Annotated in this window: 24 protein-coding genes; 11 read left to right on the top strand and 13 right to left on the bottom strand. The window is 72.9% G+C overall.

Annotated elements, in window-relative coordinates; genetic code table 11:
- Position 1 precedes the first annotated feature (1 nt).
- Together ileS and lspA are read left to right on the top strand one after the other, a co-directional pair.
- Complete coding sequence (ileS, locus tag DOO78_RS07860; RefSeq protein ID WP_111469195.1) at positions 2-2,830, top strand: isoleucine--tRNA ligase; 2,829 nt, start codon at positions 2-4, stop codon at positions 2,828-2,830.
- A 76-nt stretch (positions 2,831-2,906) separates the two neighbouring features.
- Positions 2,907-3,368, top strand: a complete 462-nt coding sequence (gene lspA / locus DOO78_RS07855; protein WP_111469386.1) for a signal peptidase II — start codon at positions 2,907-2,909, stop codon at positions 3,366-3,368.
- Positions 3,369-3,561: 193 nt separating this feature from the next.
- On the opposite strand, the gene DOO78_RS07850 is transcribed toward lspA, so the two are convergent.
- Positions 3,562-4,998, bottom strand: a complete 1,437-nt coding sequence (locus tag DOO78_RS07850; protein ID WP_111469194.1) for an NAD-dependent succinate-semialdehyde dehydrogenase — start codon at positions 4,996-4,998, stop codon at positions 3,562-3,564.
- A gap of 211 nt (positions 4,999-5,209) precedes the next feature.
- Here DOO78_RS07850 and DOO78_RS07845 point away from each other — a divergent pair, with 211 nt between their 5' ends.
- Positions 5,210-6,709 carry an aldehyde dehydrogenase family protein gene (locus DOO78_RS07845; RefSeq protein WP_111469193.1) on the top strand — a complete coding sequence of 500 codons (1,500 nt, stop codon included), beginning with the start codon at positions 5,210-5,212 and terminating at the stop codon, positions 6,707-6,709.
- A 72-nt stretch (positions 6,710-6,781) separates the two neighbouring features.
- Here DOO78_RS07845 and DOO78_RS28385 read toward each other — a convergent pair whose 3' ends face one another.
- Positions 6,782-8,251 carry a DUF5666 domain-containing protein gene (locus tag DOO78_RS28385; RefSeq protein ID WP_111469192.1) on the bottom strand — a complete coding sequence of 490 codons (1,470 nt, stop codon included), beginning with the start codon at positions 8,249-8,251 and terminating at the stop codon, positions 6,782-6,784.
- Entirely contained in the window at positions 8,248-9,123 is an 876-nt protein-coding gene (locus tag DOO78_RS07835; protein WP_408887565.1) for a DUF6502 family protein, read from the bottom strand. Before DOO78_RS07835 ends, DOO78_RS28385 begins: the two co-directional genes overlap by 4 nt.
- Positions 9,124-9,381: 258 nt before the next feature.
- Here DOO78_RS07835 and DOO78_RS07830 point away from each other — a divergent pair, with 258 nt between their 5' ends.
- The gene (locus tag DOO78_RS07830; RefSeq protein WP_111469190.1) at positions 9,382-9,585 is read left to right on the top strand and encodes a hypothetical protein; all 204 of its coding nucleotides are present in this window, start codon (positions 9,382-9,384) and stop codon (positions 9,583-9,585) included.
- 83 nt (positions 9,586-9,668) lie between these two features.
- Here DOO78_RS07830 and DOO78_RS07825 read toward each other — a convergent pair whose 3' ends face one another.
- Together DOO78_RS07825 and DOO78_RS07820 are read right to left on the bottom strand one after the other, a co-directional pair.
- Positions 9,669-10,049, bottom strand: coding sequence for a hypothetical protein (locus DOO78_RS07825; RefSeq protein ID WP_111469189.1), 381 nt, complete (start codon positions 10,047-10,049; stop codon positions 9,669-9,671).
- A gap of 585 nt (positions 10,050-10,634) precedes the next feature.
- Positions 10,635-11,303, bottom strand: coding sequence for an ATP-binding protein (locus DOO78_RS07820; RefSeq protein WP_128080020.1), 669 nt, complete (start codon positions 11,301-11,303; stop codon positions 10,635-10,637).
- A 175-nt stretch (positions 11,304-11,478) separates the two neighbouring features.
- Between DOO78_RS07820 and DOO78_RS07815 the strand changes: the two genes are divergently transcribed.
- The 6 genes from DOO78_RS07815 to DOO78_RS07790 all read left to right on the top strand — a co-directional run bounded on the left by DOO78_RS07815 (position 11,479) and on the right by DOO78_RS07790 (position 16,298).
- Complete coding sequence (locus DOO78_RS07815) at positions 11,479-12,300, top strand: DUF6502 family protein (protein ID WP_243634449.1); 822 nt, start codon at positions 11,479-11,481, stop codon at positions 12,298-12,300.
- Positions 12,287-13,630 carry a DUF5666 domain-containing protein gene (locus DOO78_RS28380; protein WP_111469187.1) on the top strand — a complete coding sequence of 448 codons (1,344 nt, stop codon included), beginning with the start codon at positions 12,287-12,289 and terminating at the stop codon, positions 13,628-13,630. The genes DOO78_RS07815 and DOO78_RS28380 overlap by 14 nt, the downstream gene beginning before the upstream one ends.
- Positions 13,631-13,686: 56 nt before the next feature.
- The gene (hslV, locus tag DOO78_RS07805) at positions 13,687-14,262 is read left to right on the top strand and encodes an ATP-dependent protease subunit HslV (protein ID WP_111469186.1); all 576 of its coding nucleotides are present in this window, start codon (positions 13,687-13,689) and stop codon (positions 14,260-14,262) included.
- Positions 14,263-14,272: 10 nt separating this feature from the next.
- Positions 14,273-15,592: an ATP-dependent protease ATPase subunit HslU gene (gene hslU / locus DOO78_RS07800; RefSeq protein WP_279387778.1), complete on the top strand. Its 1,320-nt coding sequence runs from the start codon at positions 14,273-14,275 to the stop codon at positions 15,590-15,592.
- A gap of 89 nt (positions 15,593-15,681) precedes the next feature.
- On the top strand, positions 15,682-15,909 hold the full coding sequence (locus DOO78_RS07795) for an AbrB/MazE/SpoVT family DNA-binding domain-containing protein (protein WP_111469184.1): 228 nt from the start codon (positions 15,682-15,684) through the stop codon (positions 15,907-15,909).
- A complete protein-coding gene (locus DOO78_RS07790; protein ID WP_111469183.1) occupies positions 15,906-16,298 on the top strand; it encodes a type II toxin-antitoxin system death-on-curing family toxin in 393 nt (130 codons plus the stop codon). The genes DOO78_RS07795 and DOO78_RS07790 overlap by 4 nt, the downstream gene beginning before the upstream one ends.
- 9 nt (positions 16,299-16,307) lie before the next feature.
- Here DOO78_RS07790 and DOO78_RS07785 read toward each other — a convergent pair whose 3' ends face one another.
- The gene (locus DOO78_RS07785; protein ID WP_207802827.1) at positions 16,308-18,377 is read right to left on the bottom strand and encodes a molybdopterin-containing oxidoreductase family protein; all 2,070 of its coding nucleotides are present in this window, start codon (positions 18,375-18,377) and stop codon (positions 16,308-16,310) included.
- Between the two features lie 78 nt (positions 18,378-18,455).
- On the opposite strand from DOO78_RS07785, the gene DOO78_RS07780 reads away from it, so the two are divergent.
- Complete coding sequence (locus DOO78_RS07780; protein ID WP_111469182.1) at positions 18,456-19,271, top strand: EcsC family protein; 816 nt, start codon at positions 18,456-18,458, stop codon at positions 19,269-19,271.
- A 232-nt stretch (positions 19,272-19,503) separates the two neighbouring features.
- Here DOO78_RS07780 and DOO78_RS28080 read toward each other — a convergent pair whose 3' ends face one another.
- The 7 genes from DOO78_RS28080 to odhB all read right to left on the bottom strand — a co-directional run bounded on the left by DOO78_RS28080 (position 19,504) and on the right by odhB (position 25,472).
- Entirely contained in the window at positions 19,504-19,602 is a 99-nt protein-coding gene (locus DOO78_RS28080) for a DUF2474 family protein (RefSeq protein WP_111469181.1), read from the bottom strand.
- A 2-nt stretch (positions 19,603-19,604) separates the two neighbouring features.
- Positions 19,605-20,651, bottom strand: coding sequence for a cytochrome d ubiquinol oxidase subunit II (gene cydB, locus DOO78_RS07770; RefSeq protein ID WP_111469180.1), 1,047 nt, complete (start codon positions 20,649-20,651; stop codon positions 19,605-19,607).
- A 4-nt stretch (positions 20,652-20,655) separates the two neighbouring features.
- Positions 20,656-22,092, bottom strand: coding sequence for a cytochrome ubiquinol oxidase subunit I (locus tag DOO78_RS07765; RefSeq protein ID WP_111469179.1), 1,437 nt, complete (start codon positions 22,090-22,092; stop codon positions 20,656-20,658).
- A 142-nt stretch (positions 22,093-22,234) separates the two neighbouring features.
- On the bottom strand, positions 22,235-22,501 hold the full coding sequence (locus DOO78_RS07760; RefSeq protein ID WP_111469178.1) for a hypothetical protein: 267 nt from the start codon (positions 22,499-22,501) through the stop codon (positions 22,235-22,237).
- A gap of 240 nt (positions 22,502-22,741) precedes the next feature.
- Positions 22,742-23,533, bottom strand: a complete 792-nt coding sequence (locus tag DOO78_RS07755; protein ID WP_111469177.1) for an SDR family NAD(P)-dependent oxidoreductase — start codon at positions 23,531-23,533, stop codon at positions 22,742-22,744.
- A gap of 94 nt (positions 23,534-23,627) precedes the next feature.
- Positions 23,628-23,912, bottom strand: coding sequence for a hypothetical protein (locus DOO78_RS07750; protein ID WP_111469176.1), 285 nt, complete (start codon positions 23,910-23,912; stop codon positions 23,628-23,630).
- 306 nt (positions 23,913-24,218) lie between these two features.
- Positions 24,219-25,472 carry a 2-oxoglutarate dehydrogenase complex dihydrolipoyllysine-residue succinyltransferase gene (gene odhB, locus DOO78_RS07745; protein WP_111469175.1) on the bottom strand — a complete coding sequence of 418 codons (1,254 nt, stop codon included), beginning with the start codon at positions 25,470-25,472 and terminating at the stop codon, positions 24,219-24,221.
- Positions 25,473-25,494: the final 22 nt, after the last annotated feature.

The following is a 25,494-nucleotide window of genomic DNA, read 5'->3' as shown; positions in this document are numbered from 1 at the left end:
CATGAACGACAGCCCCGCCGACACCGCCCTCCGCGACTATCGCGGCACCGTCTTCCTGCCCGACACCTCCTTCCCCATGCGCGGCGACCTGCCGAAGCGGGAGCCGCAATGGCTCGCCCGCTGGGAGCGGCTGAAGCTGTGGGAGCGGCTGCGGGCGCAGTCGAAGGGCCGCGAGAGCTTCGTCCTCCATGACGGCCCGCCCTATGCGAACGGGCCGCTGCATATCGGCCACGCGCTGAACAAGATCCTGAAGGACGTCATCAACCGCGCCGCCCAGATGGCGGGGAAGGACGCGGACTACGTCCCGGGCTGGGACTGCCACGGCCTGCCGATCGAGTGGAAGATCGAGGAGGAGTACCGCGACCCCAAGGGCAAGTACCAGGGCGGCCGCAAGAAGGACGACGTGCCGGTGCTGGAGTTCCGCGCCGAGTGCCGCGCCTATGCCACGCATTGGCTGGACGTGCAGCGGGAGGAGTTCAAGCGCCTCGGCGTCTTCGGCGACTGGGCCGGGCGCTACGCGACGATGGACCTCACCAGCGAGGCCGCGATCGTCCGCGAGATCGGCAAGTTCCTGATGAACGGCTCGCTCTATCGCGGCCTGCGCCCGGTGATGTGGAGCCCGGTCGAGAAGACGGCGCTGGCCGAGGCCGAGATCGAGTATCACGACCATGTCTCGCCGACCCTCTGGGCGCGCTTCCGGCTGCGGCAGGCGCCGGCGGCGGACCTCGCCGGCGCCTCGGTGGTGATCTGGACGACGACGCCCTGGACCATCCCCGGCAACCGCGCCGTCGCCTATGGCGAGGAGATCGACTACGCGCTGCTGCATGTCGATGCGGTGGGCGAGGGCAGCCATCTGGTCCCCGGCGAGACCCTGCTGGTGGCGCTGCCGCTGCTGCCGCAATTCGAGAAGGACGCGAAGCTCGGCGCGCACACCATCCGGCGCGTACTGAAGGGCGCGGAGCTCGCCGGCGCCGTCGCGGCGCATCCGCTGGCCGGCTGGAATGCCGGCTACGACTTCCCGGTGCCGCTGCTGCCGGGCGATTTCGTCACCACCGAGGCCGGCACCGGCTTCGTGCATATCGCGCCGGGCCATGGCGAGGACGACTTCAACCTCGGCCGCGCCCATGGCCTGCCGGTGCCCGAGACGGTGAACGACGACGGCAGCTTCACCGTGCAGGCGCCGGGCTTCACCGGTCTGCATGTCTTCAAGGCGCATGACGCCGTCTATGCCGCCTGCGAGGCGGCCGGCACGCTGGTCGCCAAGTCGAAGCTGACCCACAGCTACCCGCATAGCTGGCGCAGCAAGAAGCCGGTGATCTTCCGGGCGACGCCGCAATGGTTCATCGCCATGGACGATGCCAACCGCATCCGCGAGAAGGCGCTGGCGGCGATCGACGCCACCTACTTCGTGCCCGACCAGGGGCGCAACCGCATCGGCAGCATGGTGGCGGCGCGGCCGGACTGGTGCATCAGCCGCCAGCGCGCCTGGGGCGTGCCGATCGCGGTCTTCGTCGACAAGGCGACGGGCGAGCCGCTGCGCGACCCGGTGGTGATGGAGCGCATCATCGCCGCCTTCGCCGAGGAGGGCGCGGATGCCTGGTACAAGCCGGGCGCCGCGGCGCGCTTCCTCGGAGAAGGACGCGACCCGGCGGATTACGAGCAGGTGATGGACATCGTCGATGTCTGGTTCGAGAGCGGCAGCACCCATGCCTTCGTGCTGCCCGACCACGGCCTGCCCTTCCCGGCCGACCTGTACCTGGAGGGCTCCGACCAGCATCGCGGCTGGTTCCATTCCTCGCTGCTCGAGAGCATCGGCACCAACGGCGTCGCGCCCTTCAAGGCGGTGCTGACGCATGGCTTCGTGCTCGACGAGCAGGGCCGCAAGATGTCGAAGTCGCTCGGCAACGTCACCGCGCCGCAGCAGGTGATGCAGCAATACGGCGCCGACATCCTGCGGCTCTGGGTGATGAACGCCGACACCGCCGAGGATCTGCGCATCGGGCCGGAGATCCTGAAGCAGCAGGCCGAGCTGTATCGCCGCATCCGCAACTCGCTGCGCTGGCTGCTCGGCAACCTCGCCGGCTTCGCGGAGGACGAGACCGTCCCCTATGCCGAACTGCCGGAGCTGGAGCGCTGGGTGCTGCACCGGCTGACCGAGCTGGATGCGCGGGTGCGGCAGGCGGCCGAGGATTACAATTGGGCCGGGGTCTATCCCGAGATCCATAATTTCTGCGCCACCGACCTCTCCGCCTTCTACTTCGACATCCGCAAGGACGCGCTCTACTGCGACGGGCCCGACAGCCATCGCCGCCGCAGCGCCCGCACCGTGCTCGACGTGCTGCATCGCTGCCTCTGCGCCTGGCTGGCTCCGGTGCTGGTCTTCACTGCCGAGGAGGCCTGGCTGGCGCGCTTCCCGGACGAGGATGGCAGCATCCACCTCACCGATTTCCCGTTGGTGCCGGAGGGCTGGAAGGATGCGGCGCTGGCCGCGCGCTGGGCGGAGATCCGCCGCTTCCGCCGCAGCGTCACCGGCGACATCGAGGAGAAGCGGCGCGCCGGCACCATCGGCTCCTCGCTGCAGGCGAAGGCGCTGCTGCGCTTCGCGCCGGAGGAGCCGGCGAATGTGCTCACCGCCGAGGAATGGGCGGAGGTGCTGATCGTCTCGCAGGTCGCGCTCGCCGGGGCGGCGGAGACGGGCGAGACGGTGGAGGTGGCGCCCGGCGCCAAATGCGACCGCTGCTGGCGCGTGCTGCCCGAGGTCGGCGCCTCGGAGCGGCACCCGACCCTCTGCCGCCGCTGCGAGGCGGTCGTCGAAGCCCAGGGCGCCTGAGGGGGTGCCCGAGGCCTTGAGCGCGACCGCCCTCGCCGCGGCGCCCCGCCCCGGCCTGTTCCGCCCCGGCCTGCTGATGGCGGCGCTGCTGCTGCTGGCGGATCAGGCGAGCAAGTGGTGGGTGCTGGAACGGCTCGACCTGCCGACGCTGCGCAACCTGGCGCTGCTGCAGGCGGGGCCCTTCGGGCTCGACCTCACCATGGTCTGGAACCGCGGCGTCACCTTCGGCCTGCTCTCGGGCGAGGGGCCGCTGAACCACCTGCTGCTGGCGGTGCTCGCCGTCGCCATCGCCGGCTTCCTGCTGCGCTGGCTGTGGCGGGCCGAGACGCTGCCGGTGGCGCTCGCCCTCGGCGCCGTCATCGGCGGCGCGGTCGGCAATGTCATCGACCGGCTGCGCTTCGGCGCGGTGGTCGATTTCCTCCGCGCCCATGCCTGGGGCTGGGACTGGTACGTCTTCAACATCGCCGATGCCGGCATCGTCTGCGGCGTGATCGTGCTGCTCGCCGATGCGCTGCTGCGCCGGCCGGCACGGGGCTAGGACGCTTCCCCTGAACACCGGTTCCGGGGAAGCGCCCTAGACTATTGTTTTTACGAGCATCTTCACCTGTCCGGATGAGGTCATCCGGACAGGATCTGCTCTAGGCTATTGTTTTCAGAGCATCTTCACCCGATCAGGTGAGTCCACCTGATCGGGATCTGCTCTGGAACAGCCCCCGCGCCGACGCCGCCGCTCAGCCCGGCGGCGTCACCAGGTGCGAGACGTTCTTCGTCACCGTGTAGCAGGCCAGCCCCTCGCTGCCGCCCTCGCGCCCATAGCCGCTGTCCTTGACGCCGCCGAAGGGCGTCTCGGCGATCGAGGCGGTGAGGTGGTTGATCGAGAGGTTGCCGCATTCCATCTCGTCCGAGAGCCGCTCGACATGCGGCGCGGACTGGGTGAAGGCATAGGCGGCCAGCCCGAAGGGCAGGGAATTCGCCTTGCCGATCGCCTCGCCGATGTCGCGGGTGCGGCTGATCAGAGCCAGCGGGCCGAAGGGCTCCTCGCGCATCGCCAGCGCGTCGTCCGGCACATCGGCCAGCACGGTCAGCGGGAAGAGGCAGCCGCGGTTGCCGGCGCGGCTGCCGCCGGCCAGCAGCCGGGCGCCGCGGCCGAGCGCATCCGCCACCAGCCGCTCCATCGCCTCCACCCGCCGGTGGTTGGCGAGCGGCCCCATCTGGGTGTCCGGCTCCAGCCCGTTGCCGATGCGCACCGCCGCCGCCCGCTCGCCGAAGGCGCTGGCGAAGCGGTCATGGATCGCGTCGTCGACGAAGAAGCGCGTCGGCGAGACGCAGACCTGCCCGGCATTGCGCGACTTGCCGATGGCCGAGGTGGCCGCGGCCGAGTCCGGATCGGCATCGCCGCAGACGATCACCGGCGCATGCCCGCCGAGCTCCATGATCGCCGGCTTCATATGCGCCCCCGCCATGGCGGCGAGGCGCTTGCCCACCGGCACCGAGCCGGTGAAGGTCACCAGCCGCACGCCCGGCTGCGGGATGAGGTGGTCCGAGATCTCCCCCGGCACGCCGAAGAGCAGGCTGAGCGCGCCATCCGGCACCCCGGCATCGAGGAAGGCCTGCACCAGGTGGAAGGCGCCGGCCGGCGTCTCCTCCGACGCCTTGAGGATGATGGCGCAGCCCGCCGCCAGCGCGCCTGCCACCTTGCGGGTCGGCGAGCTGATCGGGAAATTCCACGGCGCGAAGCCGGCGACGATGCCGATCGGCTCGCGCACCACGATGTGGCGCAGGCCGGGCTCGGCCGGGATCACCCTTCCATAGGCGCGCCGCCCTTCCTCCGCATCCCATTCGATGATGTCGCAGGCGCGCAACACCTCCACCCGCGCCTGGCCAACCGGCTTGCCCTGCTCCAGCGTGATCGCATGCGCGATGGCGTCGGCCCGCTCGCGCAGCAGCCGCGCCGCCTGCTGCATGATCTGGGCGCGCTTGGCCGGCGCGGTGCGGCGCCAGGCGCGGTGGCCCTCGGCGGCGCGGGCGAGGGCATCGTCCATATCCTCGCGCGTCGCATGCGGCAGCTCGCCCAGCACGCTGTCATCGAAGGGGTTGAACACCGGCTGTCCCGGGCGGCGGCGCCACTCGCCGCTGATGCAGAGCCGCAATTCCGGATAGGCCGCCATGGATCCTCCTGCCGCGGCCGGGCCGCGTCGTTATATTGATTCAAATATAGCCATCCCGCGTCGCGGCGGCCGAGTCAACCGGCCGTACCCCCTGGCGTTGGCCCCCTTGCATCGCCGGGGCTTGGCCGGAAGACTTCGGGACGGTTCATGGGGCCCCGTCCAGCTGGGGCCGCTTCACCGGACCCGCAACCACAGACAGGGAAACGCCAATATGGGCAGCACCGCCGCAGCGGCGACGGCCGAGACCGCGCCCTTCCAGCCCATGCTCATCGATGGCGCCTGGGTGCCGGCCAAGGGTGGCGAGACCATCTTGGTCGAGAACCCGGCCAATCGCCGGCCCATCGCCGCCGTGCCGCGCGCCGGCGCGGCGGATGTCGAGGCGGCGGTGGCGGCAGCGCAGGCTGCCTTTCCTGCCTGGTCGCGGGTGCCGCCGCGCGAGCGCGGCCGCGCCCTGCTGCGCATCGCCGACCGGCTGGAGGCCGAGGCGGAGGCGATCGCCCGCCAGGTGGCGACCGAGACCGGCAATGCGCTCCGCACCCAGGCGCGGCCGGAGGCGCGCAACCTCGCCGAGATCTTCCGCTATTTCGGCGGCCTCGCCAGCGAGCTGAAGGGCGAGACCATCCCGCTCGGCGAGCAGGTGCTGAGCTACACGCGGCGGGAGCCGCTCGGCGTGGTCGGCGCCATCATCCCCTGGAACGCGCCGGTGCTGCTGGCCGCGCTGAAGATCGCCCCGGCGCTCTGCGCCGGCAACACCATGGTGATGAAAGCGGCCGAGGACGCGCCGCTCGGCGTGCTGATGCTCGCCGCGCTCTGCCAGGAGCATCTGCCGCCCGGCGTGCTCAACCTCCTGACCGGCACCGGCGCGGAATGCGGCGAGCCGCTGGCCCGCCACCCGGCGGTGCGCAAGCTCTCCTTCACCGGCTCGACCGCGGTCGGCAAGCTCATCATGGGTTGGGCCGCCGAGCGCATCGTGCCGGTCTCGCTCGAGCTCGGCGGCAAGTCGCCCTGCATCCTCTATCCGGATGCCGACGAGGACTGGGTGGTGGACGGCGTCATCGCCGCCATGCGCTTCACCCGCCAGAGCCAGTCCTGCACCGCCGGCTCCCGCCTCTTCCTGCACCGGCGCATCTTCGACAGCTTCCTCGAGCGGCTGGTGGCGAAGGTGCGCACGCTGACGCTCGGCGACCCGCTGGACGAGGCGAGCGACATCGGCACCATCATCAACCGCAAGCAGTTCGACCGCGTCTGCGGCTATGTGAAGGAGGGGATGCAGCGGCAGGATGCGCGGCTGCTGACCGGCGGCCTGCCGCCGAGCGAGGGGCCGCTGAGCGAGGGCTATTTCGCGGTGCCGACCATCTTCGCCGACGCGACGAATGACTGGCGCCTGGCGCGGGAGGAGATCTTCGGCCCGGTGCTGGTGGCGATCCCCTGGGAGGACGAGGAGGCGATGCTGCGCATGGCCAATGACAGCCATTACGGCCTCGCCGGCTATGTCTTCACCCGCGACATCGGCGCCGCGCTGCGCACCGCGCACCGGATCGAGGCGGGCTGGGTGCAGGTGAACCAGGCCGGCGGCCAGGTGCCGGGCCATTCCTATGGCGGCTACAAGCAGAGCGGCATCGGCCGGGAATTCTCGCTGGAGGGCATGCTGGACAGCTTCACCCAGCGCAAGAATGTCAGCGTGAACCTGGCCCTGCCGCCGCCGCGCTGAGGCTGGCGGCCCCGATCCCGGTTGGGGTCGGGGCTTGCCCGGCACGCGCCGTGGGCCGGCCCGGCCGCGGGATCAGCGGCCGCCGCCGGGACCACCACCCGGGCCGCCACCTGGGCCACCGGGACCCGGCCCGAACCCACCCCCGGGTCCTCCACCGCCCGGTCCGCCCGCGGTTCCGCCCCCTGGGCCTCCCCCCAGACCTCCCCCTGGGCCTCCCCAGGGTCCGAAGCCGCCTGGCCCGGGGCTGCCGGGCGGGACGCCGCCCGGCCCCATCCCGCCGAAGCCGCCCCAACCCGGCGGCCCGCCCATCGCGCCGCGATGCGGCATCGGCGCCCGCTCGCCGCCACGCGGAACGAGGCCGCCCGGCCCCGCCGGCGGCGCGCCCGGACCGGGGCCGGGACCGGCGGCGCGCAGGGTGGAGACCTGCAACCCGCCATCGCCGCGCCGCTCCAGCTCGACCACCGCGCGGCCGCCGGGGAAGCGGCCGAACCCGCCCGGCGCCGCCGCCCGCAGGTCGGGGCCGAGCCGCAGCAGGCCGCCGTCGGCGGCGACGAAGCCCTCCAGCACGAAGGCGCGGACGCGCTGGCCGAAATAGGCGCCGGGGTCGGTGGCGAGCAGGTCGGGCACCAGCCGCTCGGCTCGCAGGACGCCGCCCTGGTAGCGGCCGATGGCGGTCACGCTGCCGCCGGGCGCCAGCGCCGCCACCGGCGCGCCGTGCAGCTCCAGCCCGCCGATCCGCGCCGTTCCCGCCTCGCGCTGCAGCACGCCATGGACCAGCGCCTCGCCCGGCGGCGCCGAATCCAGCCGGGTGGACTGGATCGCGCCATCGGGCCGGCGCAGGCCGCTCACCCGCACCCAGTCGCCCCGGCGCGGCCAGTCCTCGCGCCGCGTCGCCTGGGCCTGCGTCGTCTGGGCCTGCGCCGCCTGACCTTGCGCCACCTGGCTCCGGGCCGGCGCCAGCACCCGCTGGCCGGCCACCTGCAAGGCGCCATCCGCGCCGATCGCCTCGACCGGCCCGGTCACCTCGTAGCGCACATCGACGCGGAGGGCCCGCAGGGCGCCGCCGCGGCCGGTCGCCTCCACCACCGCGACCTGGCCGGCCCGCAGGGCGGCCTGGCTGGCGCGTGCCGCCTCCACCGTCACCGGCACGGTCTCGTCCAGCGCCACCTCCTGGCCGGCGAGGCAGATGCTGGCGAAGCCGGTGATGACGCCGACGATACCGGTGCCGCCGATCCCACGCTCGGCGAGGCGCGCCGCCTCCGCCGTGGCGCCGGTGCCGCCGATGCCCCGCTCGGCGAGGGCCGGGCCACGGCCCTGGCTGCCGATGCCGGTGCCGCCGAGCCCGCGCTCGGCGAGGCGCGCCGTCTCCGCCGTGGCGCCGGTGCCGCCGAGGCCCCGTTCGGCGAGCGGCGGCCCGCCATCCGGGCCGACCCGGCATTGCGGCGCCGCCGGGGCGGGGCCGGCCGCCTCCTGCTGCGGGGCGCAGCCGGCCAGCGCCGCCAGCAGCGCCCAGGCCGGCCAGGACGGGGACCGCAGCCTCACCGCGCCTCGTCCGGCGGCTCGTCCTCGACGTAGAGATAGACGCCGAGATTGACCCGGCGCGTGGGGCGGGGCCCGGCGGCGGGCGCCTCCTCCCCGACCATCCCCAGGGCCTGGCGGTTCACCTCGACCAGCACCCGCTCCGCCGCCTCGCGGGCCACCGCCTCCAGCGCCGCCGCCACCGCCGGGTCGAGCCGGTCGTAATGCACGCTGCGATCGATGAAGGGCGGCCTGGCCGCGGCGGCGACATTGGCGGTCGCGGCGGCCAGATGGTCGCCCAGGTTGCGCGCGAAGTAGAAGAGCTGCGCCTCCTGGCCCGGCCGCGGCAGGAAGGCCGTGGCATCGAGGGTGACCCGGTCATCCGCGCCGAGGCTGACCAGGCCGAGGCTCAGCCACTCATCGAGCACGGCGCGCGGCCGCATGTCGCTCGTCACCGCCTCGACCAGCGCCTCGAAGGAGGGTTCCCCCGGCACGCGCAGGCGCGCCAGGGCGCGCGGCGCGCCGTCGGGGCCGGCGAAGGCGGGGTCGCCCAGCCAGCGGGCGATGATCTGGCTGCCCAGGGTGACCACCGCCGGCGCCTCCTCCGGGCCGGTGGCGCCGCGGTGGCGCCGCACCTCCTTGCGATGGATGCCGGTGATCAGGCTGACGCGGCTGTCGGTGCGCGGGGGGCTGCCGGGCAACTCGGCCCGGGCGACGTCGAGATAGAGGCCGCGAAGCAATTCGGCCAGCACGGGAAAGGTCACGCCGCACTGGATCAGGAAACGGACGAGGGGCCGCAGCATGCGTCGGAGGGGACCGACGAGCGCCTCGGCCGTCGGGCGTTCGGGAGAAGAGGTCAATCCAGGGCTTCCGGCCGGCTCCTTGCCCCATAGCATCGCTCCTGCCGCGAGAGAATTGACGCAGCCGTGGGAAGGCGCAGGGGAAAGGGCCTGCGGGGGCGGGCTGGCCGCTGCGGTCGGCGCTTGACGTGGGAATATTTCCCATGCAGTGATGCCGACCCTAACGAACCGCCTGTCTTCGCAGGCCCGGATCCCGGACATGGACCCTGCCGCCCGCACTGTCGGGCCGGTGCCACCGCACCGCGCCGCGCCCCGTTTCCCTGCCGCCGGCGCGCGCGGCGCATGATGCCGCGCATGCATCCGCGGCGGCCGACGCGGCACGCACAGGCCCGGCGGCCGCACCGCCGCCGGCCGCTCGCCCTGCCGTCACAGCCGGCCGTGGCGCCGCGGCCGGAGGGCTGGGCGCATTGGGTCCGGCGCTGCCGCGATTGGCTGACGCGGCATTGGCAGCGCCTGCGGGCGGAGATCCGCGACGTTCCTTTCGGCGAGCCCTGGTAGGGCCCGGCGGCCCGGCCCTCACCCCAGGCGGTGGGGGCAGCGGCGGGAGCAGCGGCGCCGGCAGGGTGCCGGCGCCGCGCGTCTCACGCGAAGAGCGCGTCGTGGGCGGGGTCGCCGCCCATCGGATGGTCATGCGCGAAGGCGGGCGGGGTGGGCGCGGTGGTCTCCGGCGCCGTCTCGCTGGTCGTGCCCGTGCCCGTCGTCGACCCGGCATCGCCCGTGCCGGCATCCCCGGTCGTGGTGGTGGCGTCCGTGTCGCCGGCCGGCGGCGGGAGGTCGTGAGGCCCAGGCCCATGGCCGAAGACGAAGGCCTCGCCGGCCAGGCCGCTCGGCGGCGGATGGTCGCCGGGCGCGTGCGGGGCGTGCCCGCCGGGCGCCGGCGGCATGGCCGGGGGTGTCGTCGTGGAGGCGGTGGAGGTCGTGCTTGCGGCCTCGGTGGTGGCCGTCGTGGTCGAATCCGCCATGGAAAGAGACTCCGTGTGAAGGACGAGGCAACAGGGGTGGACATGGCACCGCACGGAGACCGACAGCAGGACAAATCCAAGTATTCGTCCTGTAATCCCCTGTGCCCGTCAGTGAAGCAAGAAACGCCTTTGCGGCGTGTCGGATATATTACCGCAGATTTATTGTGATCTGCGTGGTCCCGGCATGTCCCGGGGATGGGACGATGCGCCCGATAGTCCAGATGATCGTGGTTTTTCGGGTGCGGTGCATGGGTGTATAGTATGTGGGATTAAATCCCACATCAACAGATAAGTTTCTCTAAGCGCTGTTTTGCGCGCCTCGATTGGTCGTGCCGACGAGGCGTCACGCAGCCGGAGCTGGGGGAGGGGCCCGCCGGAGCAGCGACGGCGGCGAGGGGGGCGGTGGCGTCCCGCGGCAAATTCCAGGAGCGCCGCGGATCAGGGGCGCCAGGGCAGATCCCGAAGTCCTGCGGACTTCGAGATCGGAACATCAGACCACGATCCGCTCGCTCCGCTTCGCGGAGCATGGTCTAGCGCCTTGTTCGGTCGCGTGATTCACGCCTTCGGCGCGTCCACCTCAGGCGATCACGCTCTGGCCGCCAGCGGCAGCGCCAGCATCGCCACGGTGCGGTCGCCGCGCCGGTCCAGTGTCACGCGGCCCGCCTCCCGGGCGGCGATGACCCGGGCGAGCGACAGCCCCTCGCCCGCCACCATGGGCTCCGCCCAGCCCCAGCCATCGTCGAGGACCAGCAGCCGCAGCTCGTCGCCATCCTGCTCCAGCCGCAGCTCGACCTCGCCGGAGAGGCGGGAGTAGAGGCCGTGCTTGATGGCGTTGCCGACGAACTCGTGCGCCACCCGCAGCACCGCCTCCTGCAGCGGCTCCGGACACTGGCCGGCCAGGCGCAGGCGAAGCCGGATATCCTGTCCGGGCGCGCCGAGCAGCGCCGTCACCGATTCGGCGAGCGTCCCGAGCCGCTCGGCGAAGGGCGCCGGCGCCCGTGTCAGGCCGAAGAGCGCATCCGAGATCGTGGCCGTGAGCTGGATGCGACGGTGCAGGTCGGCCGCGACCGCGCGGCTCGCCTCGGTCTGCCGCAGCGCCGGGTGCGCGTCGATCATGAAGAGGATGCGCTGCAGCGCGTTCTTCGTCTGGTGCCGCAACTGGCGGAATTCCGCCGCCGTCAGCCGGGGGAGGAGGCTGTCGGCGACGGGGCCGGGAGCGGGGGAAGGGGCGAGGCTGAGCAAGGGCTGGGTCATCCTCACGAGGAGTGGCGCGGGGCGGGGGAGCGGGCGGCCGATGGACAGGAGATATGTGGGGAAATTTCCCACGTCAAGCTGATTGTGGGTCTATGTCCCACATCGTAAAGGCTCTACATCTAGCTCTCCCGCAGGATCGCCCCCGATCACCGCAACGCCCCCCGACCGTGCCGCCGTGGCGCCCCCGGACCTGCTGCTCGCCCCCCTCGGCCGGCTGCTGCGGCCCCTGGTGCGCCTGCTGATTCGCCGCGGCATCACCTTCCCGGTGCTCGCCGGCCTGCTGCGCGGCCTCTATGTGGAGGTGGCCCGGCGTGACCTGCTGACCGAGCCGCGCGCCCGCACCGACAGCCGGATCAGCCTGCTGACCGGCATCCACCGCAAGGAGCTGCGCCGCCAGCGCGCCCCGGAGCCCCCCGCGCCGCCGGCGGTGGTCACGCTCGATACGCAGATCATGGCGCGCTGGCTCGGCTCGCCCGCCACCACCGATGCGGCCGGGCGGCCCCTGCCCCTGCCGCGCAGCGGCGCCGCCCCCTCCTTCGAGAGCCTGGTCACCGCCGTCACCCGGGACGTGCGGCCGCGGGCCGTGCTGGACGACTGGCTCGGCCAGGGGCGCGTCACCCTGGACGCGGCCGGCCGGGTCTGCCTGCTGGCCACCGCCTTCCTGCCGCCGCCCGGCAGCGCGGCGCAGCTCTACTACTTCGCCCGCAACCTGCACGACCACATGGCCGCGGCGGCCGGCAACCTGCTGGCCGGGGAGGCGCCGCCCTTCCTCGAGCGCAGCCTGCATTACGACCGCCTCGGCCCCGCCGCCGCCGCCCGGCTGGAGGCGGAGGGCCGCAAGGCGGCGCAGCGCATGCTGCTCGACCTCAACCGCCTCGCCCTCAGCCTCGCGGAGGCCGAGGAGGGGCAGGCGCTGCCGGCGGGGACGCCGACCCGGCGGGTCAATCTCGGGGTCTATCTCTATGTCGAGGAGGAGGACCCCGGTGCCGGCGGCTGAGGCAGCCCGCCGCGGCGCCGCGCTCCTCCGCCTCGGCCTGGCCCTGGCGTCGCTCGCGGGCTGCACGCCGCCGGCATCGGCGCCGCCGCCCCATGCCGCGGCGGCCCCGGCGGGCGCCGGCGCGGTCTGCCGCGTCGGCCCGGATGGCGGCCCACCGCCCGACACCGTGCCACCCCGCCTCGCCGAGCGCGGCATCGGCGGCACCGGCATCGGCACGGCGGTGGCGGAGGGGGACCGGGGCATCGGTGGCACCGGCGCGCCCGCGATCCGCCAGGCCGAGCGCGGGATCGGCGGCACCGGCATCGTCGCGGTGATCACGGGCTTCGCCAGCCTCTGCCTCGGCGGCCAGGAGGTGGCGTTGGCGGCCGACCTGCCGGTGCAGATCGACGGCGCGGCTGCCGGGCCGGGCGACCTCCGGGCCGGGCAGGTGGCGCTCGTCGAGGCGGCGGGGCCGGAGCGGGCGCTGCGGGCGCTCGGCATCCGCATCCGGCACGAGGTCTCCGGCCCGGTCGAGGCGATCGGCCCCGATGGGCTGCTGCGGGTGGCCGGGCAGCGGGTCGCCGTCACGCCCTCGACCCTCGGCCTGACCGCGCCGCGGCCCGGGCAATGGGTGGCGGTGAGCGGCTTGCCGCGGCCGGACGGGGTGGTGCAGGCGACGCGGCTCGATCCGCGCCGGCCGGGGCTGGTCACGGTGCATGGCCCGTTGGCGCGCACGGAGAAGGGCTGGCGCGTTGGCGTCCTGCCGGTGCAGCCGGCGGCGTCCGGTGCGGCGCCGGGCCCGGCACCGGGGCTGGCGGTGATCACCGGCCGCTACGCCGGCGGCGCGCTGCGGGAGGCCCGCATCGCCCCCGATCCGCTGGGGACCGACCCGGCGGCGCTGTTTCCGCCGGGCACGGGGCGGATCCTGTTCGAGGGCATTGCCAGCCTGGATGGCGGCCGGCTGCGCCTCGGGCCGGGCCTGGCGCTGGCCGCCCCGGCCGGACCATGGGCCGGGCGGGCGATCCTCGCCCTGGAACGGATGGCGACCGGCGAGATGCGGGCGACGGGGCTGCGGCCGAGCGGCCCCGGCGCCGAGGCCCGCCCCGGCCCGGGCGGCGATGCGGCGGCCCGGCCCGGCCCCAACCCGATGCGCCCGGCGCCGGTGCCGAACCGGCCCGCCGGGCTCGATGCCCCGGCGGGCGGGCGCGAGGCCTGGGAGGGCGGCCGCGGTCTGGTGCCGGCGCCGGGCGGCGACCGGGCGGGCATGGCATGGCCTGATCCGGGCGGCCCCGGCGGCGCGGCCGGGGGCGGCTCTGGCGGGGCCATGGGCGGCGGCGGCCGCGGGCGCTGAGGCTGCCGCGCGGCAGCCCGTTGCCCTGGCGGGCGGAAGGGGCCACATGCGCCCCCATGTCTGCCCATTCCACCCAGGGCCAGCCCGATCTCGCGGGCTGGCACGGCACCACCATCCTCTCCGTCCGCAAGGATGGCCGCGTCGCCATGGCTGGCGACGGCCAGGTTTCGCTCGGCCAGACGGTCGTCAAGGGCAATGCCCGCAAGGTGCGGCGCATCGCCGGCGGCAAGGTGCTCGCCGGCTTCGCCGGCGCGACGGCCGATGCCTTCACGCTGCTCGAGCGGCTCGAGGCCAAGCTGGAGCGCTTCCCCGACCAGCTCGAGCGCGCCTGCGTCGAGCTCGCCAAGGACTGGCGGAGCGACCGCTACCTGCGCCGGCTGGAGGCGCTGCTGGCCGTGGCCGATGCCCGCCGCTCACTGCTGCTGACCGGCCAGGGGGATGTGCTGGAGCCGGAGGATGCGGTGATCGGCATCGGCTCGGGCGGCAATTACGCCCTCGCCGCGGCGCGCGCCCTGCTGCCGGTGCCGGATCTCTCGGCCGAGGAGATCTGCCGCCGCGCCATGCGGATCGCCGGCGATATCTGCGTCTACACCAACGGCAACGTCATCCTCGAAACCCTGGAAGCCGCCTGATCCGATGTCCGTGGAAGCCGTGAACCTGTCCCCGCGCGAGATCGTCTCCGAGCTCGACCGCTACATCGTCGGCCAGAACGACGCGAAACGCGCCGTGGCGATCGCGCTGCGCAACCGCTGGCGGCGGCAGCAGCTTCCCGAGGCGCTGCGCGAGGAGGTGGTGCCGAAGAACATCCTGATGATCGGCCCGACCGGCTGCGGCAAGACCGAGATCGCGCGCCGCCTGGCCAAGCTCGCCAACGCCCCCTTCCTGAAGGTGGAGGCGACGAAATTCACCGAGGTCGGCTATGTCGGCCGCGACGTGGAGAGCATCGTCCGCGACCTGGTCGAGGTGAGCATCACCCAGACGCGCGAGCAGTCGCGCCGTGGCGTGCAGGCCAAGGCCGAGCTGGCGACCGAGGAGCGGCTGGTGACGGCGCTGGTCGGCGAGGGCGCCTCGGGCGAGACGCGGCTGAAGTTCCGCCGCATGCTGCGGGAGGGCCAGATCGAGACCCGCGAGATCGAGGTGCAGGTGAGCGATGCCGGCGCCGGCGCGCCGCTCGGGATGATCGACCTGCCGGGCGCCCAGGGCATCCAGATGCAGAACATGCAGGAGATGCTCGGCAAGATGTTCGGCGGCCGGACCAAGCCGCGGAAGATGACGGTGGCCGAGGCGCGGCAGGTGCTGCTGAAGGAGGAGGCCGACAAGCTCCTCGACCAGGAGCAGCTGACGCGCGAGGCGGTGGCCAATGCCGAGAACAACGGCATCGTCTTCCTCGACGAGATCGACAAGATCGCCCGCGGCTCGGAGACCGGCACGCGCGGCGGCGATGTCAGCCGCGAGGGCGTGCAGCGCGACCTGCTGCCGCTGATCGAGGGCACCACGGTGACGACGAAGCATGGGCCGGTGAAGACCGACCACATCCTCTTCATCGCCTCCGGCGCCTTCCACCTCAGCAAGCCCTCCGACCTGCTGCCGGAGCTGCAGGGGCGGCTGCCGATCCGCGTCGAGCTCTCGGCGCTGACCCGCGAGGATTTCCGCCGCATCCTGACCGAGCCGGAGCACTCGCTCATCAAGCAATACGTGGCGCTGCTCGGCACCGAGGGGGTGACGCTCGAGATCACCGCCGATGCGGTGGATGCCGTCGCCGACCTTGCCGCCGACATCAATGCCCGGGTCGAGAATATCGGCGCCCGGCGCCTGGCGACGGTGCTGGAGCGGCTGCTGGAGGAGATCAGCTTCACCGCCTCCGACCGCCCGGGCGAGCATGTGCCGGTGGATGCGGCCTATGTGCAGGAGAAGGTGGCGCCGCTGGCCGGCAGCGCCGATCTCAGCCGCTACATCCTGTAGCGGCGGGATGACGCTTGCGGCCCGGCCCGATCCCTAGTTATAACGCTCGTGGCCACGATCCGGATGGGCTGGATCGACAGGAGAGTGTCATGGCGACCCTGAAGCTGCGGGCGATCGGCAATTCGGTGGGGCTGGTCCTGCCGAAGGAGCTGCTGGGCCGGCTGCGGGTCGATGAAGGGGATAGCCTGCAGGTGGTCGAGACGCCGGATGGCAGCCTGTTGCTGCGCCGGCACGAGCCGGAGATCGAGGAACAGCTCACCCATGGGCGCGAGCTGATGAAGCGCTATCGCGAGACCTTCCGGATCCTGGCGAAATGACCGAGCCGCGCTGGGTCTCCCGGCGCGCCTTGCAGCTCCTGCATCTCGAAAGCCTGACCGAGTTCGGCGGGGCCGAGGGGATGCGCGACGAGGGCCTGCTCGACAGTGCCATGGCGCGGCCACGCAACCTCCATGCCTATGAGGGCGAGACGGATCTGTGCCGCCTGGCGGCGGCCTATGCGGCCGGCATCGTGCGCAACCACCCCTTCGTGGATGGGAACAAGCGTGCGGGGCTGACGGCGGCTGGCGTCTTCCTCATGCTGAATGGCCTCGACCTGGTCGCCGACCAGGCGGAAGCCGCGGTCGCGGTGCTCGACCTCGCCGCCGGCGAGCTGCCGGAGGCGGAATTCGCCGCCTGGCTCCGCGACAACACGCGGCTGCGGGGCTGAGCCGCCGGCCTACTCCGCCGGCCGCAGCCATACCGCGATGTCGTGGAAGGCGACGCCGCCCGCCGGCGCCACCGGATCGGCGCCAACCAATGAGTTCACGCCGATCCCCTCGGGGAAGGCGTCGCTGGGCGCGATGCCCTCCAGCGCCAGCACCCCCTCCAGCACGCCCTCGAACAGCATCGCCGCCATGGTCAGCGCCCCGCGGGCATTGCCGATGCGCACCCGCCCCCCATCGGCGATGCCGAGCCGCGCCGCGTCCCGCGGGTTCACCCGCAGCCGCGGCGCCCCTTCCCGCTTCCGCGAGCCCGGCGTCTCGGTGAAGCTGGTGTTGAGGAAGCTGCGGGCCGGCGGGGTGATCAGGCGGAAGGGCGTCTCCGGCCCGGCCCATTCCAGCTTCTGCCAATAGCTCGGCAGGCGCGGCATCTCCGCCCCATAGGGGCCGAGCGCCGCCCAGTCCGGCTGGAAGCGGAAGCGCCCGTCGGGCTGCGGGAAGCCGGCGAAATCCGTCCCCGAGGGGATGTCGACCGCGACCGGCAGGAAGCCCGCCTCGACCGCCGCCGCCCAGCCGCCATGGCCGGAGGCGCGCAGCGTCGCGTCCAGGATCTCGACATCGCTCATCCCGAAGCCGGGATGCTCGGCGCCGAGCCGCGCCGCCAGGCCCTGCACCACCGCATGGTTCGAGCGCGCCTCGGCCTGCGGCGCGATCACCCGCGGCGCCACCGTCAGCGCGGTGTGGCCGAGGCCCATCATGATGTCGTCCTGCTCGAGGAAGGTCGTCGCCGGCAGCACGATATCGGCGAAGGCGGCGGTCGGGGTCAGGAATTGCTCGTGCACGGCGAGGAACAGGTCCTCGCGCGCCAGGCCGCGCCGCACCGCATGGCTGTCCGGCGCCACCTCGGCGCTGTTGGCGTTCTGGATCAGCATGGCGGTGACTGGCGGGCCGCCCATGAGCGCCGCCGGCTCGCCGTTCAGCACCGCGCCGATGCGCGACTGGTCGAGCACCCGCACCCTGGGATCGATCCGGTCGCTCGCCCAGGCGAGGCGCGTATCCAGCCCCCAGCCCTCCAGCGCATAGAAGAAGGCGCCGCCGCCCTCCCGCGCCCAGGCACCCGTCAGCGCCGCGAGGCAGGAGACGGCATGCATGGTGGCGGCGCCGTTGCGATGCCGGCTGAAGCCGACGCCGGCGCGGAGGAAGAGGCGCGGCGTCCCGACATAGAGCCGCGCCAGGGCCTCGATCTCCGCCACCGCGAGGCCGGTGACCTCGGCCGCCCAGGGGATGGAATGGCGGCGGAGATGCGCCTCCACCTCCGGCGACCAGTCGGTGTGGCGGGCGAGGAAGTCGCGGTCGGCGACGCCGGCCTCGAGCGCCGCGGCCATCAGGGCGAGGGCGAGCGCCGCATCGGTGCCCGGGCGCAGCACCAGGCCGAGATCGGCGGCCTCGACCGAGGGCGAGCGATAGGCGTCGATGACGACGAGCTTGGCGCCGCGCCGCTTCCGCGCCGCCTGGATGTGCGACATCAGGTTGACCTGGGTGGCGACCGGGTTGCCGCCCCACATCAGGATCAGGTCGGCCTCGGCCAGGCGCCGCGGGTCGCTGCCGCGGGCGGCGCCGATCCCGGCCTTCCAGCCGCTCTCGGCCGGGGTGACGCAGATGGTGCTCTTCTGCCGCGAATAGCCCATCACGTGCCGCAGCCGGTCGATGCCCCAGCGGGAGAGCACGCCGAGCGTGCCGCCGCTGTGATAGGGCCAGACCGCCTCCGGCCCGTGCCGCGCCGCCGCCGCGCGGAAGGCCGCGGCGATGCGGTCCAGCGCCTCGCCCCAGGCGATGGGCGCGAAGCGCCCTTCGCCCTTGGCGCCCAGCCGCGCCAGGGGCTGCGCCAGCCGTCCGGGATGGTGCACCCGCTCGGCATAGCGGGCGACCTTCGCGCAGCAGGTGCCGGCGGTGTAGTCGTAGCTGGCCGAGCCGCGGACGCGGCCGATGCGGGCGGGCGAGAGCCGCTCCACCTCCAGCACGCAGGCGCTCGGGCAATCATGGGGGCAGGCGGTGCGAATCATCGCGGGGGCAAGGCTGCCATCCATGGCACGTCTCCCGGGGCTTCCCCACATCCTGGGGGCCGGGCGAAGCCGGCGCCATCCCCGAAGGTTGTGACCCCCGCGATGACCGAGACCAGCCATCCCGCCCCGACCCTGCCCGAGCTCGCCCTGTCCGATGCGGCCCTGGCCGAGCTCGATGCCGCCGTGGTAGTGCTGGAGGGCACCTCCCTGCCGGTCCGCCTCGCCGCGCTGGTCGGCGGCACGGTGGAGGCGCTGAAGCGCCGCCTGCCGTCCGGCGCCCAGGGCATGATCGACGGGGCGGTGAGGCGGGCCCTGCTCGCCGCGCTGCGCACCGCGCTGCTGAGCGGGCCGGAGCGCCGCCCGGCGCGGCTGCCCGGGGAATGGCTGCATCGCGGGCTGCTCGCCGCCTCGGGCGCGGCGGGCGGGGCGCTCGGTCTGCCGGGGACGCTGATGGAGCTGCCGGTCTCGACCACCCTGCTGCTGCGCCAGGTGGCGGCGATCGCCGCCGAGCAGGGCGAGGACCTCTCGGACCCGCAGGTGCAGGCGGAATGCCTGAAGGTCTTCGCCCTCGGCGGCCGCAACCCGCAGGATGACGAGGCGGAGAGCGGCTATTTCGCGCTGCGCCTGGCCCTGGCCGAGGCGGTGCAGAGCGCGGTCGGGCGCGGCGTGGCGCAATTCCTGCCGGGCTTCCTCGGCGCCATCGCCGCCCGCTTCGGCGTGCCGGTGGCCTTCAAGCTCTCGGCCCAGGCGGCGCCGGTGGTGGGGGCGGCGGGCGGCGTGGCGGTGAACCTCGCCTTCCTCGAGCATTTCCGCGGCATCGCCCGGGCGCATTTCACGGTGCGGCGGCTGGAGCGGCGCTACGGGTCGGCGCTGGTGCGCGCCGCCTATGAGCGGCTGCGGGAACAGCCGTTCGGTTAGAGCAGATCCTGTCCGGATGACCTCATCCGGACAGGTGAAGATGCTCGTAAAAACAAACACCTAGAGCATTGCAGGTGAACGGACGTTCGCAGGACATGCTCTAGGGCGTGATCGCTTGAGGTGGACCCGCCGACAAGCGTGAATCACGCGATCGAACAAAGGCCTGGACCATGGTCCAGGGGCGCGCGGCAGGCCCCCAGAGCATCGGGCACCCGATCGGTTCAGGCGCGCTTCAGCTCCGCAGCACCGTCCGCAGCAGGAGGGCGATGGCGCCCACCGTCACCACACCCGCCGCCCAGAGGGCGAGGAACCAGAGCAGGCGGCGGCCCATCCTCAGTGATAGCCCTCGCCCGCCTTCACCTTGCCGCGGAACAGCCAGTAGACATAGCCGGTATAGGCCAGCACCACGGGGATCAGCACCACCGCCCCGACCAGCAGGAACAGCTGCGAATCCCGCGGCGCCGCCGCCTCCCAGATGGTGATGCTGGGCGGCACGATGGTCGGCCAGATCGAGATGCCGAGCCCGGTATAGGCGAGGAAGAACAGGCCAAGGGCGCAGGCGAAGGGGATGCCGTCGCGCCAGACCACGCGCCGGTGCTCGCGCCCGCCCCCGGCCTCGTCGAGGCCGCGGAACAGCCGCCAGGCCAGCACCACCACCAGGATCGGCACCGGCAGGGCGGTCAGGATCACCGGGAAGTCGAACCAGCGGTCCCGGAAGGCGGGCAGCAGGAAGGGCACCACGGCGCTGACCAGGGCGATGAAGCCGAGCGTCAGCCAGCCGAGGCCGCGCGCCAGGCCGCGCACCTGCTCCTGCAGCTCGCCCTCGGTCTTCCAGACCAGCCAGCAGGCGCCGAGCAGCCCGTAGCCGGCGAGGAGGGCGAGGCCGGTGACGATGGAGAAGGGCGAGAGCCAGTCCCACCAGCCGCCGGCATAGGCCCGCCCCTGGACCTCCACGCCCTGCACCAGGGCGCCGAGGGCGATGCCCTGGGCGAGGGTCGCCACATAGCTGCCGCCGGAGAAGGAGCGGTCCCACCAGGCATGCTGCCCCGGCGTCGCGGCGCGGAAGCGCATCTCGAAGGCGACGCCGCGGAAGACGAGGGCCAGCAGCATGACGATGATCGGCATGTAGATCGCCGGCATGATCGTCGCGTAGGCCAGCGGGAAGACGGCGAAGAGGCCGCCGCCGCCGAGGATCAGCCAGGTCTCGTTGCCGTCCCAGACCGGGGCGACGGTGTTCACCGCGAGATCCCGGTCCTCCTTCCCATGGATCCAGGGAAACAGGATGCCGACGCCGAGGTCGAAGCCGTCCATGCAGACATAGAGGAAGACGGCCGTCGCGATCAGGAAGGCCCAGATGGTGGCGATGGTCTCGGCCGACATGGGCTCACTCCGCCGGCTGCGGCCGGGCCTCGGCGGCCCGGTCCGGGTTGACCGAGGGCGCCGGCGTGATGCCGGCGCTGCGGATCGGCGGCTCGGACTCGGCGCCGCTCTCCTCCGCCTCGGGCGGGTGCCGGAACAGACGGAACAGGTACCAGATGCCGGCGCCGAAGACGACGAAGTAGACCACGATGAAGAGGACGAGCGAGGTGGCCACGGCCGGCGCCGCGATCGGGCTGACGCTCTCGGCCGTGGTGAGGTGGCCATAGACCGTATAGGGCTGCCGCCCCGCCTCCGTGGTGATCCAGCCGAAGGTGACGGCGAGCAGGCCGGAGGGGCCCATGGCGACGGCCCAGCGCAGGAACCAGTCGCGCTCGTGCAGCGCCCGCCGCCAGCGCAGCCAGAGCGAGACCATGCCGAGCGCGATCATCAGCAGGCCGAGCCCGACCATGATGCGGAAGGACCAGAAGACGAGCGGCACGTTGGTCGGCCGCGCCTCGGGCGGGAAGGCCTTCAGCCCGAGCACCTCGCCATCCCATTCGTGCTTCAGGATCAGGCTGCCGAGACGTGGGATGCCGAGGGCCAGCCGCGTCTCCTGCCGCTCCATGTCCGGCAGGCCGAAGAGGATGAGCGGCGCGCCGCGCTGCGTCTCCCAGTGGCCCTCCATCGCCGCCACCTTCTGCGGCTGGTAGTGCAGCGCCCAGAGCCCCTGCATGTCGCCGAACACCGCCTGGGCCGGGGCGACGGCGGCGGCCATCCACATCGCCATGCTGAACATCACCCGCGCCCGCTCGTTCCAGCGGTCGCGCAGCAGGTGGAAGGCGCCGACCGCGCCGACGATCATCGCCGTAGTGAGATAGGCGCCGGTGATGGTGTGCAGGTAGCGGAAGGGGAAGGAGGGATTGAAGACGATCTCCCACCAGTCGCCGGGCAGGAAGCGGCCGTCGGGGCCGAGGATGTAGCCTGTCGGCGTCTGCATCCAGGAATTGGCGGCGAGGATCCAGAAGCCCGAGATCAGCGTGCCGATGGCCACCAGGCAGGTGGCGGCGAAATGCAGCCCGCGCCCGACCCGGCCGAGGCCGAAGAGCATGACGCCGAGGAAGCCGGCCTCGAGGAAGAAGGCGGTCAGCACCTCGTAGCCGAGCAGCGGCCCCAGCACCGGGCCGGTGCGGTCGGCGAAGACCGACCAATTGGTGCCGAACTGGTAGGAAAGGACGATGCCGGAGACGACGCCCATGGCGAAGTTCACGGCGAAGACCTTCAGCCAGTAGCGGAAGAGGTCGAGGTAGAGGGAGCGGCCGGTCCAGATCCACAACCCCTCCAGCACCGCGAGGTAGCTGGCCAGGCCGATGGTGAAGGCGGGGAAGAGGAAGTGGAAGGTGACGGTGAAGGCGAATTGGAAGCGCGCTAGGTCAAGCGCGCTGGGGAAGGCGTCCCAAAGCATCGACCATGTCCCCTCGGCGTGACGGCACGTTAGGCGTGCCGCGCCGTGAGCGTTCCCCTCTCAGCCGTCGGTTTCTGTCACGAAGCCCGGAGCAGGCGGTGCAGCGGCAGCCTGGCCCCGAGCGCCGGGGTGGCCCGGGCGCTCAGGCGACGGCGCGCAGCAGCGGCAGCCGCTCCGTGAGCACCGCATGCACCCCAACCACCTGGCCGAGATTGCCGGCGACCAGATGCACCATCTCGGCCGGCATGGCATGCAACACCAGCTCGGCCCGCACCACCTCGCCCTCCCGTTCCACATGAAACAGGTCGGCGACGAGATCGCGTTTCGCGAGAGGCTGCAGGAGGCGGGGCAGAAGGCCGGGTGACACATCGGCCGTGACGAGGAATCGTGCTGCGACGACGTCGGACATCGGACTGGCTCCGGGATGAGGCGCGGGGAGGGAGGCGAACCCGGCTGCATGGCGCGCCACCCCTCGGGCGACGCGGCTCAGGCGGCCGGGCCGGTAATTCGCGCGGTGAGCGGTCCGATGATCGACATGCCCCCACCCTAGCCCTTCAGCCCGGGGCCAGTCCAGCATGCGGGGTCAACAAGCGCGTGTCGTGGCGGACCCGTAACGGAGGGGCCGCCGCTACCGGGATTGGCCGGCGCCCTACCCGATCTGCACCAGCCGTCCGCCATCGACCGGCAGCGCCACCCCGGTGATGAAGCCCGCCTCCTCCGAGGCGAGGAAGAGCGCCGCATTGGCCACGTCCCAGGCCGTGCCCATCTTGCGCCGCAGCGGCACCTTGGCGTCGCGCTCGGCCGCCACCTCGGCGCGGCTGCGGCCGGTGTGGCGGACGCGGGTGTCCACCGCCATCGGCGTGTCCATCAGCCCCGGCAGGATGGTGTTGCAGCGGATGCCGTGCGGGGCGTTCTGGTTCGCCACCTGCTCGGTGAAGGCGATCATCGCCGCCTTGGTGGTCTTGTAGGCGACATAGGGGTAGCTCTCGACCGCCGCGGCGGAGGAGATGGAGAGGATCACCCCCTCCTGCTGCTGCCGCATCACCGGCAGCGCGTGCTTCACCGCCATGACGAAGCCGCGGAGATTCACCGCCGTGACGCGGTCGAAGGCCTCCTCGGTGATCTCGGTCGGCGGCGCGTCGCCGCCCGCGAGCGACATGCCGACATTGTAGTGCAGGATGTCGAGCCGGCCCCAGCGCCGCACCGCCTCGGCGATGGCGGCGGCGAGGCTCGCCTCGCGCATCGCATCGGCCTCGATGGCAACGGCGCCGTTGCCGGCCAGCCGCGCCGTCTCCTCGGCCGAGGCGAGGTCGCGGTCGGCGCAGAGCACCAGCGCGCCCTCCTGCGCGAAGCGGATGGCGGTGGCGCGGCCGTTGCCCGTGCCCTCGCCGGGACTCTGCCCGGCGCCGATGATGATGGCCGTCTTGTCCTTGAGCCGCATGCGACGTTCCCCTCGGTTCGTCGCATGCTGCCCGCCCGGGCTGCACCGGTCCAGGGGCGGGGCCGGAGGGGTGTGCGGTTGTCGCGGCGGCGCGTCAGAACTCCCGCGGCGGGCGCGGGCGGCGCGGCGGCCGCGGGCCGCCGCCGAACTGGTCCTGCTGGTGCGTCGGCACCCGGCGCTCGCGCGGCGGCGGCGGCGGCGCGGCGAGGTCGGCCTCGAGCTCGCGGATCTTGCCGGCGATGGAGCTGCGCAGCTCCGGCGAGGTGTGCGGCTTCAGCGTCCGGATCGTCTCCTTCAGCTCGGCGAGGAGGCGCATCTTCTCCTCCCGCGTGCGCTTCAGCGGACGGTTGTCGGAGAACTGGCCTTCGAAGGAACGCATGTGACTGTCTCCCGGGGCGGGCGGCGCATCCTCCGGCGCCGACCCTTTTGCAGAAATGATAGCAAATCCGGCGCGGGGCGCCGCAGAAATACGGAGTGTCCGTGTGCGGTGGGATGCAGCGCCGCGGGCGGTCAGGCCATGGGAGGCTGCGCGGCCCCCGCAGGAGCGATGCCGCATCCTGGCCGCGAATTCACGCCAGACCGTTGACGGGGGCGGTGGCGGGGCGGGCGCCCGCAGGACGCGCCGAAGCGGCACCGGCGCCGCCCTCCGTCGGAGGGCGGGCCGGGCCGGCGCGGCGCTCCGGCGTCAGATATCCAGCATCAGCCGGCGCGGATCCTCGACGCTCTCCTTGACCCGGACGAGGAAGCTCACCGCCTCCTTCCCGTCGACGATGCGGTGATCGTAGGAGAGGGCGATGTACATCATCGGGCGGATCTCGACCTTGCCGCCGATCGCCATCGGCCGCTCCTGGATCTTGTGCATCCCGAGGATGCCCGATTGCGGCGGGTTCAGGATCGGCGTCGACATCAGCGAGCCGTAGATGCCGCCATTGGTGATGGTGAAGCTGCCGCCGGCCAGCTCCTCCAGCTTCAGCTGGCCGTCGCGGGCGCGCTTGCCGAAATTGCCGATCGTCTTCTCGATCTCGGCGAAGCCCATCCGGTCGGCATTGCGCAGCACCGGCACCACCAGGCCGTTCGGCCCGCCGACCGCGATGCCCATATGCACGAAATGCTTGTAGATGACCTGGTCGCCCTCGATCTCGGCATTGACCGCGGGGAATTCCTTCAGCGCGGCGACGCAGGCCTTCACGAAGAAGGACATGAAGCCGAGGCGCACGCCGTGCCGCTTCTCGAAGACGTCGCGGTACTCGCTGCGCAGCGCCATCGCCGCGCCCATGTCCACCTCGTTGAAGGTGGTGAGCATGGCGGCGGTGTTCTGCGCCTCCTTCAGCCGGCGGGCGATGGTGACGCGCAGCCGCGTCATCTTCACCCGCTCCTCGCCCTCGTCGAGCGCGCGCTGCGTCGCCGGCTTGGCGGCGGCGGCGGCCGGGGCGGCGGCGGGGCGCGAGAGGAAGTCGAGCACGTCGCCCTTGGCGATGCGGCCATCCTTGGCGCTGCCCTCGCCGATCTGCTCGGCGCCGACGCCGCGCTCGGCCATCAGCTTGGCGGCGGCCGGCAACGGCGCGTGGCCGGCCGCGCCCGGCACGGCAACGGGCCCCTGGGGCTGGCGCGGCGGCTCCACCTTCGGCTGCGCCGCGGCGGCCGGGGCGGGGGCCGGCTCGGATGTCTGCGGCTGCGGCCTGGCCGGCGCGGCGGCGGCCCCGCCGGCGGCGATGCTGCCGAGCACCGCGCCCGGCTCCACCTCGGCGCCCTCGTCGGCGGCGATGGATTCGATGACGCCGGCGGCCGGGGCATTCACCTCGACCGTCACCTTGTCGGTCTCGAGCTCCACCAGCGGCTCGTCGGCCTTCACGGCCTCGCCGGCCTTCTTCAACCAGCGCGCGACGGTCGCGGTGCTGACGCTTTCGCCCAGGGTGGGCACGAGAATTTCGGTCGCCATCGTCCTCATCGCCTTCCTGCGG

Source organism: Roseicella frigidaeris (assembly GCF_003258945.1).
GTDB lineage: Bacteria > Pseudomonadota > Alphaproteobacteria > Acetobacterales > Acetobacteraceae > Paracraurococcus > Paracraurococcus frigidaeris.
This window is presented reverse-complemented; position numbering and strand designations above follow the sequence as displayed.

Excerpts from the sequence above, each read along its gene's own strand:
- ileS (WP_111469195.1), top strand. The coding sequence starts at position 2 with ATGAACGACAGCCCCGCCGACACCGCCCTCCGCGACTATCGCGGCACC.
- lspA (WP_111469386.1), top strand. The coding sequence starts at position 2,907 with ATGGCGGCGCTGCTGCTGCTGGCGGATCAGGCGAGCAAGTGGTGGGTG.
- DOO78_RS07850 (WP_111469194.1), bottom strand. The coding sequence starts at position 4,998 with ATGGCGGCCTATCCGGAATTGCGGCTCTGCATCAGCGGCGAGTGGCGC.
- DOO78_RS07845 (WP_111469193.1), top strand. The coding sequence starts at position 5,210 with ATGGGCAGCACCGCCGCAGCGGCGACGGCCGAGACCGCGCCCTTCCAG.
- DOO78_RS07835 (WP_408887565.1), bottom strand. The coding sequence starts at position 9,123 with ATGCTATGGGGCAAGGAGCCGGCCGGAAGCCCTGGATTGACCTCTTCT.
- DOO78_RS07830 (WP_111469190.1), top strand. The coding sequence starts at position 9,382 with ATGCATCCGCGGCGGCCGACGCGGCACGCACAGGCCCGGCGGCCGCAC.
- DOO78_RS07825 (WP_111469189.1), bottom strand. The coding sequence starts at position 10,049 with ATGGCGGATTCGACCACGACGGCCACCACCGAGGCCGCAAGCACGACC.
- DOO78_RS07820 (WP_128080020.1), bottom strand. The coding sequence starts at position 11,303 with ATGACCCAGCCCTTGCTCAGCCTCGCCCCTTCCCCCGCTCCCGGCCCC.
- hslV (WP_111469186.1), top strand. The coding sequence starts at position 13,687 with ATGTCTGCCCATTCCACCCAGGGCCAGCCCGATCTCGCGGGCTGGCAC.
- DOO78_RS07795 (WP_111469184.1), top strand. The coding sequence starts at position 15,682 with ATGGCGACCCTGAAGCTGCGGGCGATCGGCAATTCGGTGGGGCTGGTC.
- DOO78_RS07790 (WP_111469183.1), top strand. The coding sequence starts at position 15,906 with ATGACCGAGCCGCGCTGGGTCTCCCGGCGCGCCTTGCAGCTCCTGCAT.
- DOO78_RS07785 (WP_207802827.1), bottom strand. The coding sequence starts at position 18,377 with ATGGATGGCAGCCTTGCCCCCGCGATGATTCGCACCGCCTGCCCCCAT.
- DOO78_RS07780 (WP_111469182.1), top strand. The coding sequence starts at position 18,456 with ATGACCGAGACCAGCCATCCCGCCCCGACCCTGCCCGAGCTCGCCCTG.
- DOO78_RS28080 (WP_111469181.1), bottom strand. The coding sequence starts at position 19,602 with ATGGGCCGCCGCCTGCTCTGGTTCCTCGCCCTCTGGGCGGCGGGTGTG.
- cydB (WP_111469180.1), bottom strand. The coding sequence starts at position 20,651 with ATGTCGGCCGAGACCATCGCCACCATCTGGGCCTTCCTGATCGCGACG.
- DOO78_RS07765 (WP_111469179.1), bottom strand. The coding sequence starts at position 22,092 with ATGCTTTGGGACGCCTTCCCCAGCGCGCTTGACCTAGCGCGCTTCCAA.
- DOO78_RS07760 (WP_111469178.1), bottom strand. The coding sequence starts at position 22,501 with ATGTCCGACGTCGTCGCAGCACGATTCCTCGTCACGGCCGATGTGTCA.
- DOO78_RS07755 (WP_111469177.1), bottom strand. The coding sequence starts at position 23,533 with ATGCGGCTCAAGGACAAGACGGCCATCATCATCGGCGCCGGGCAGAGT.
- DOO78_RS07750 (WP_111469176.1), bottom strand. The coding sequence starts at position 23,912 with ATGCGTTCCTTCGAAGGCCAGTTCTCCGACAACCGTCCGCTGAAGCGC.
- odhB (WP_111469175.1), bottom strand. The coding sequence starts at position 25,472 with ATGGCGACCGAAATTCTCGTGCCCACCCTGGGCGAAAGCGTCAGCACC.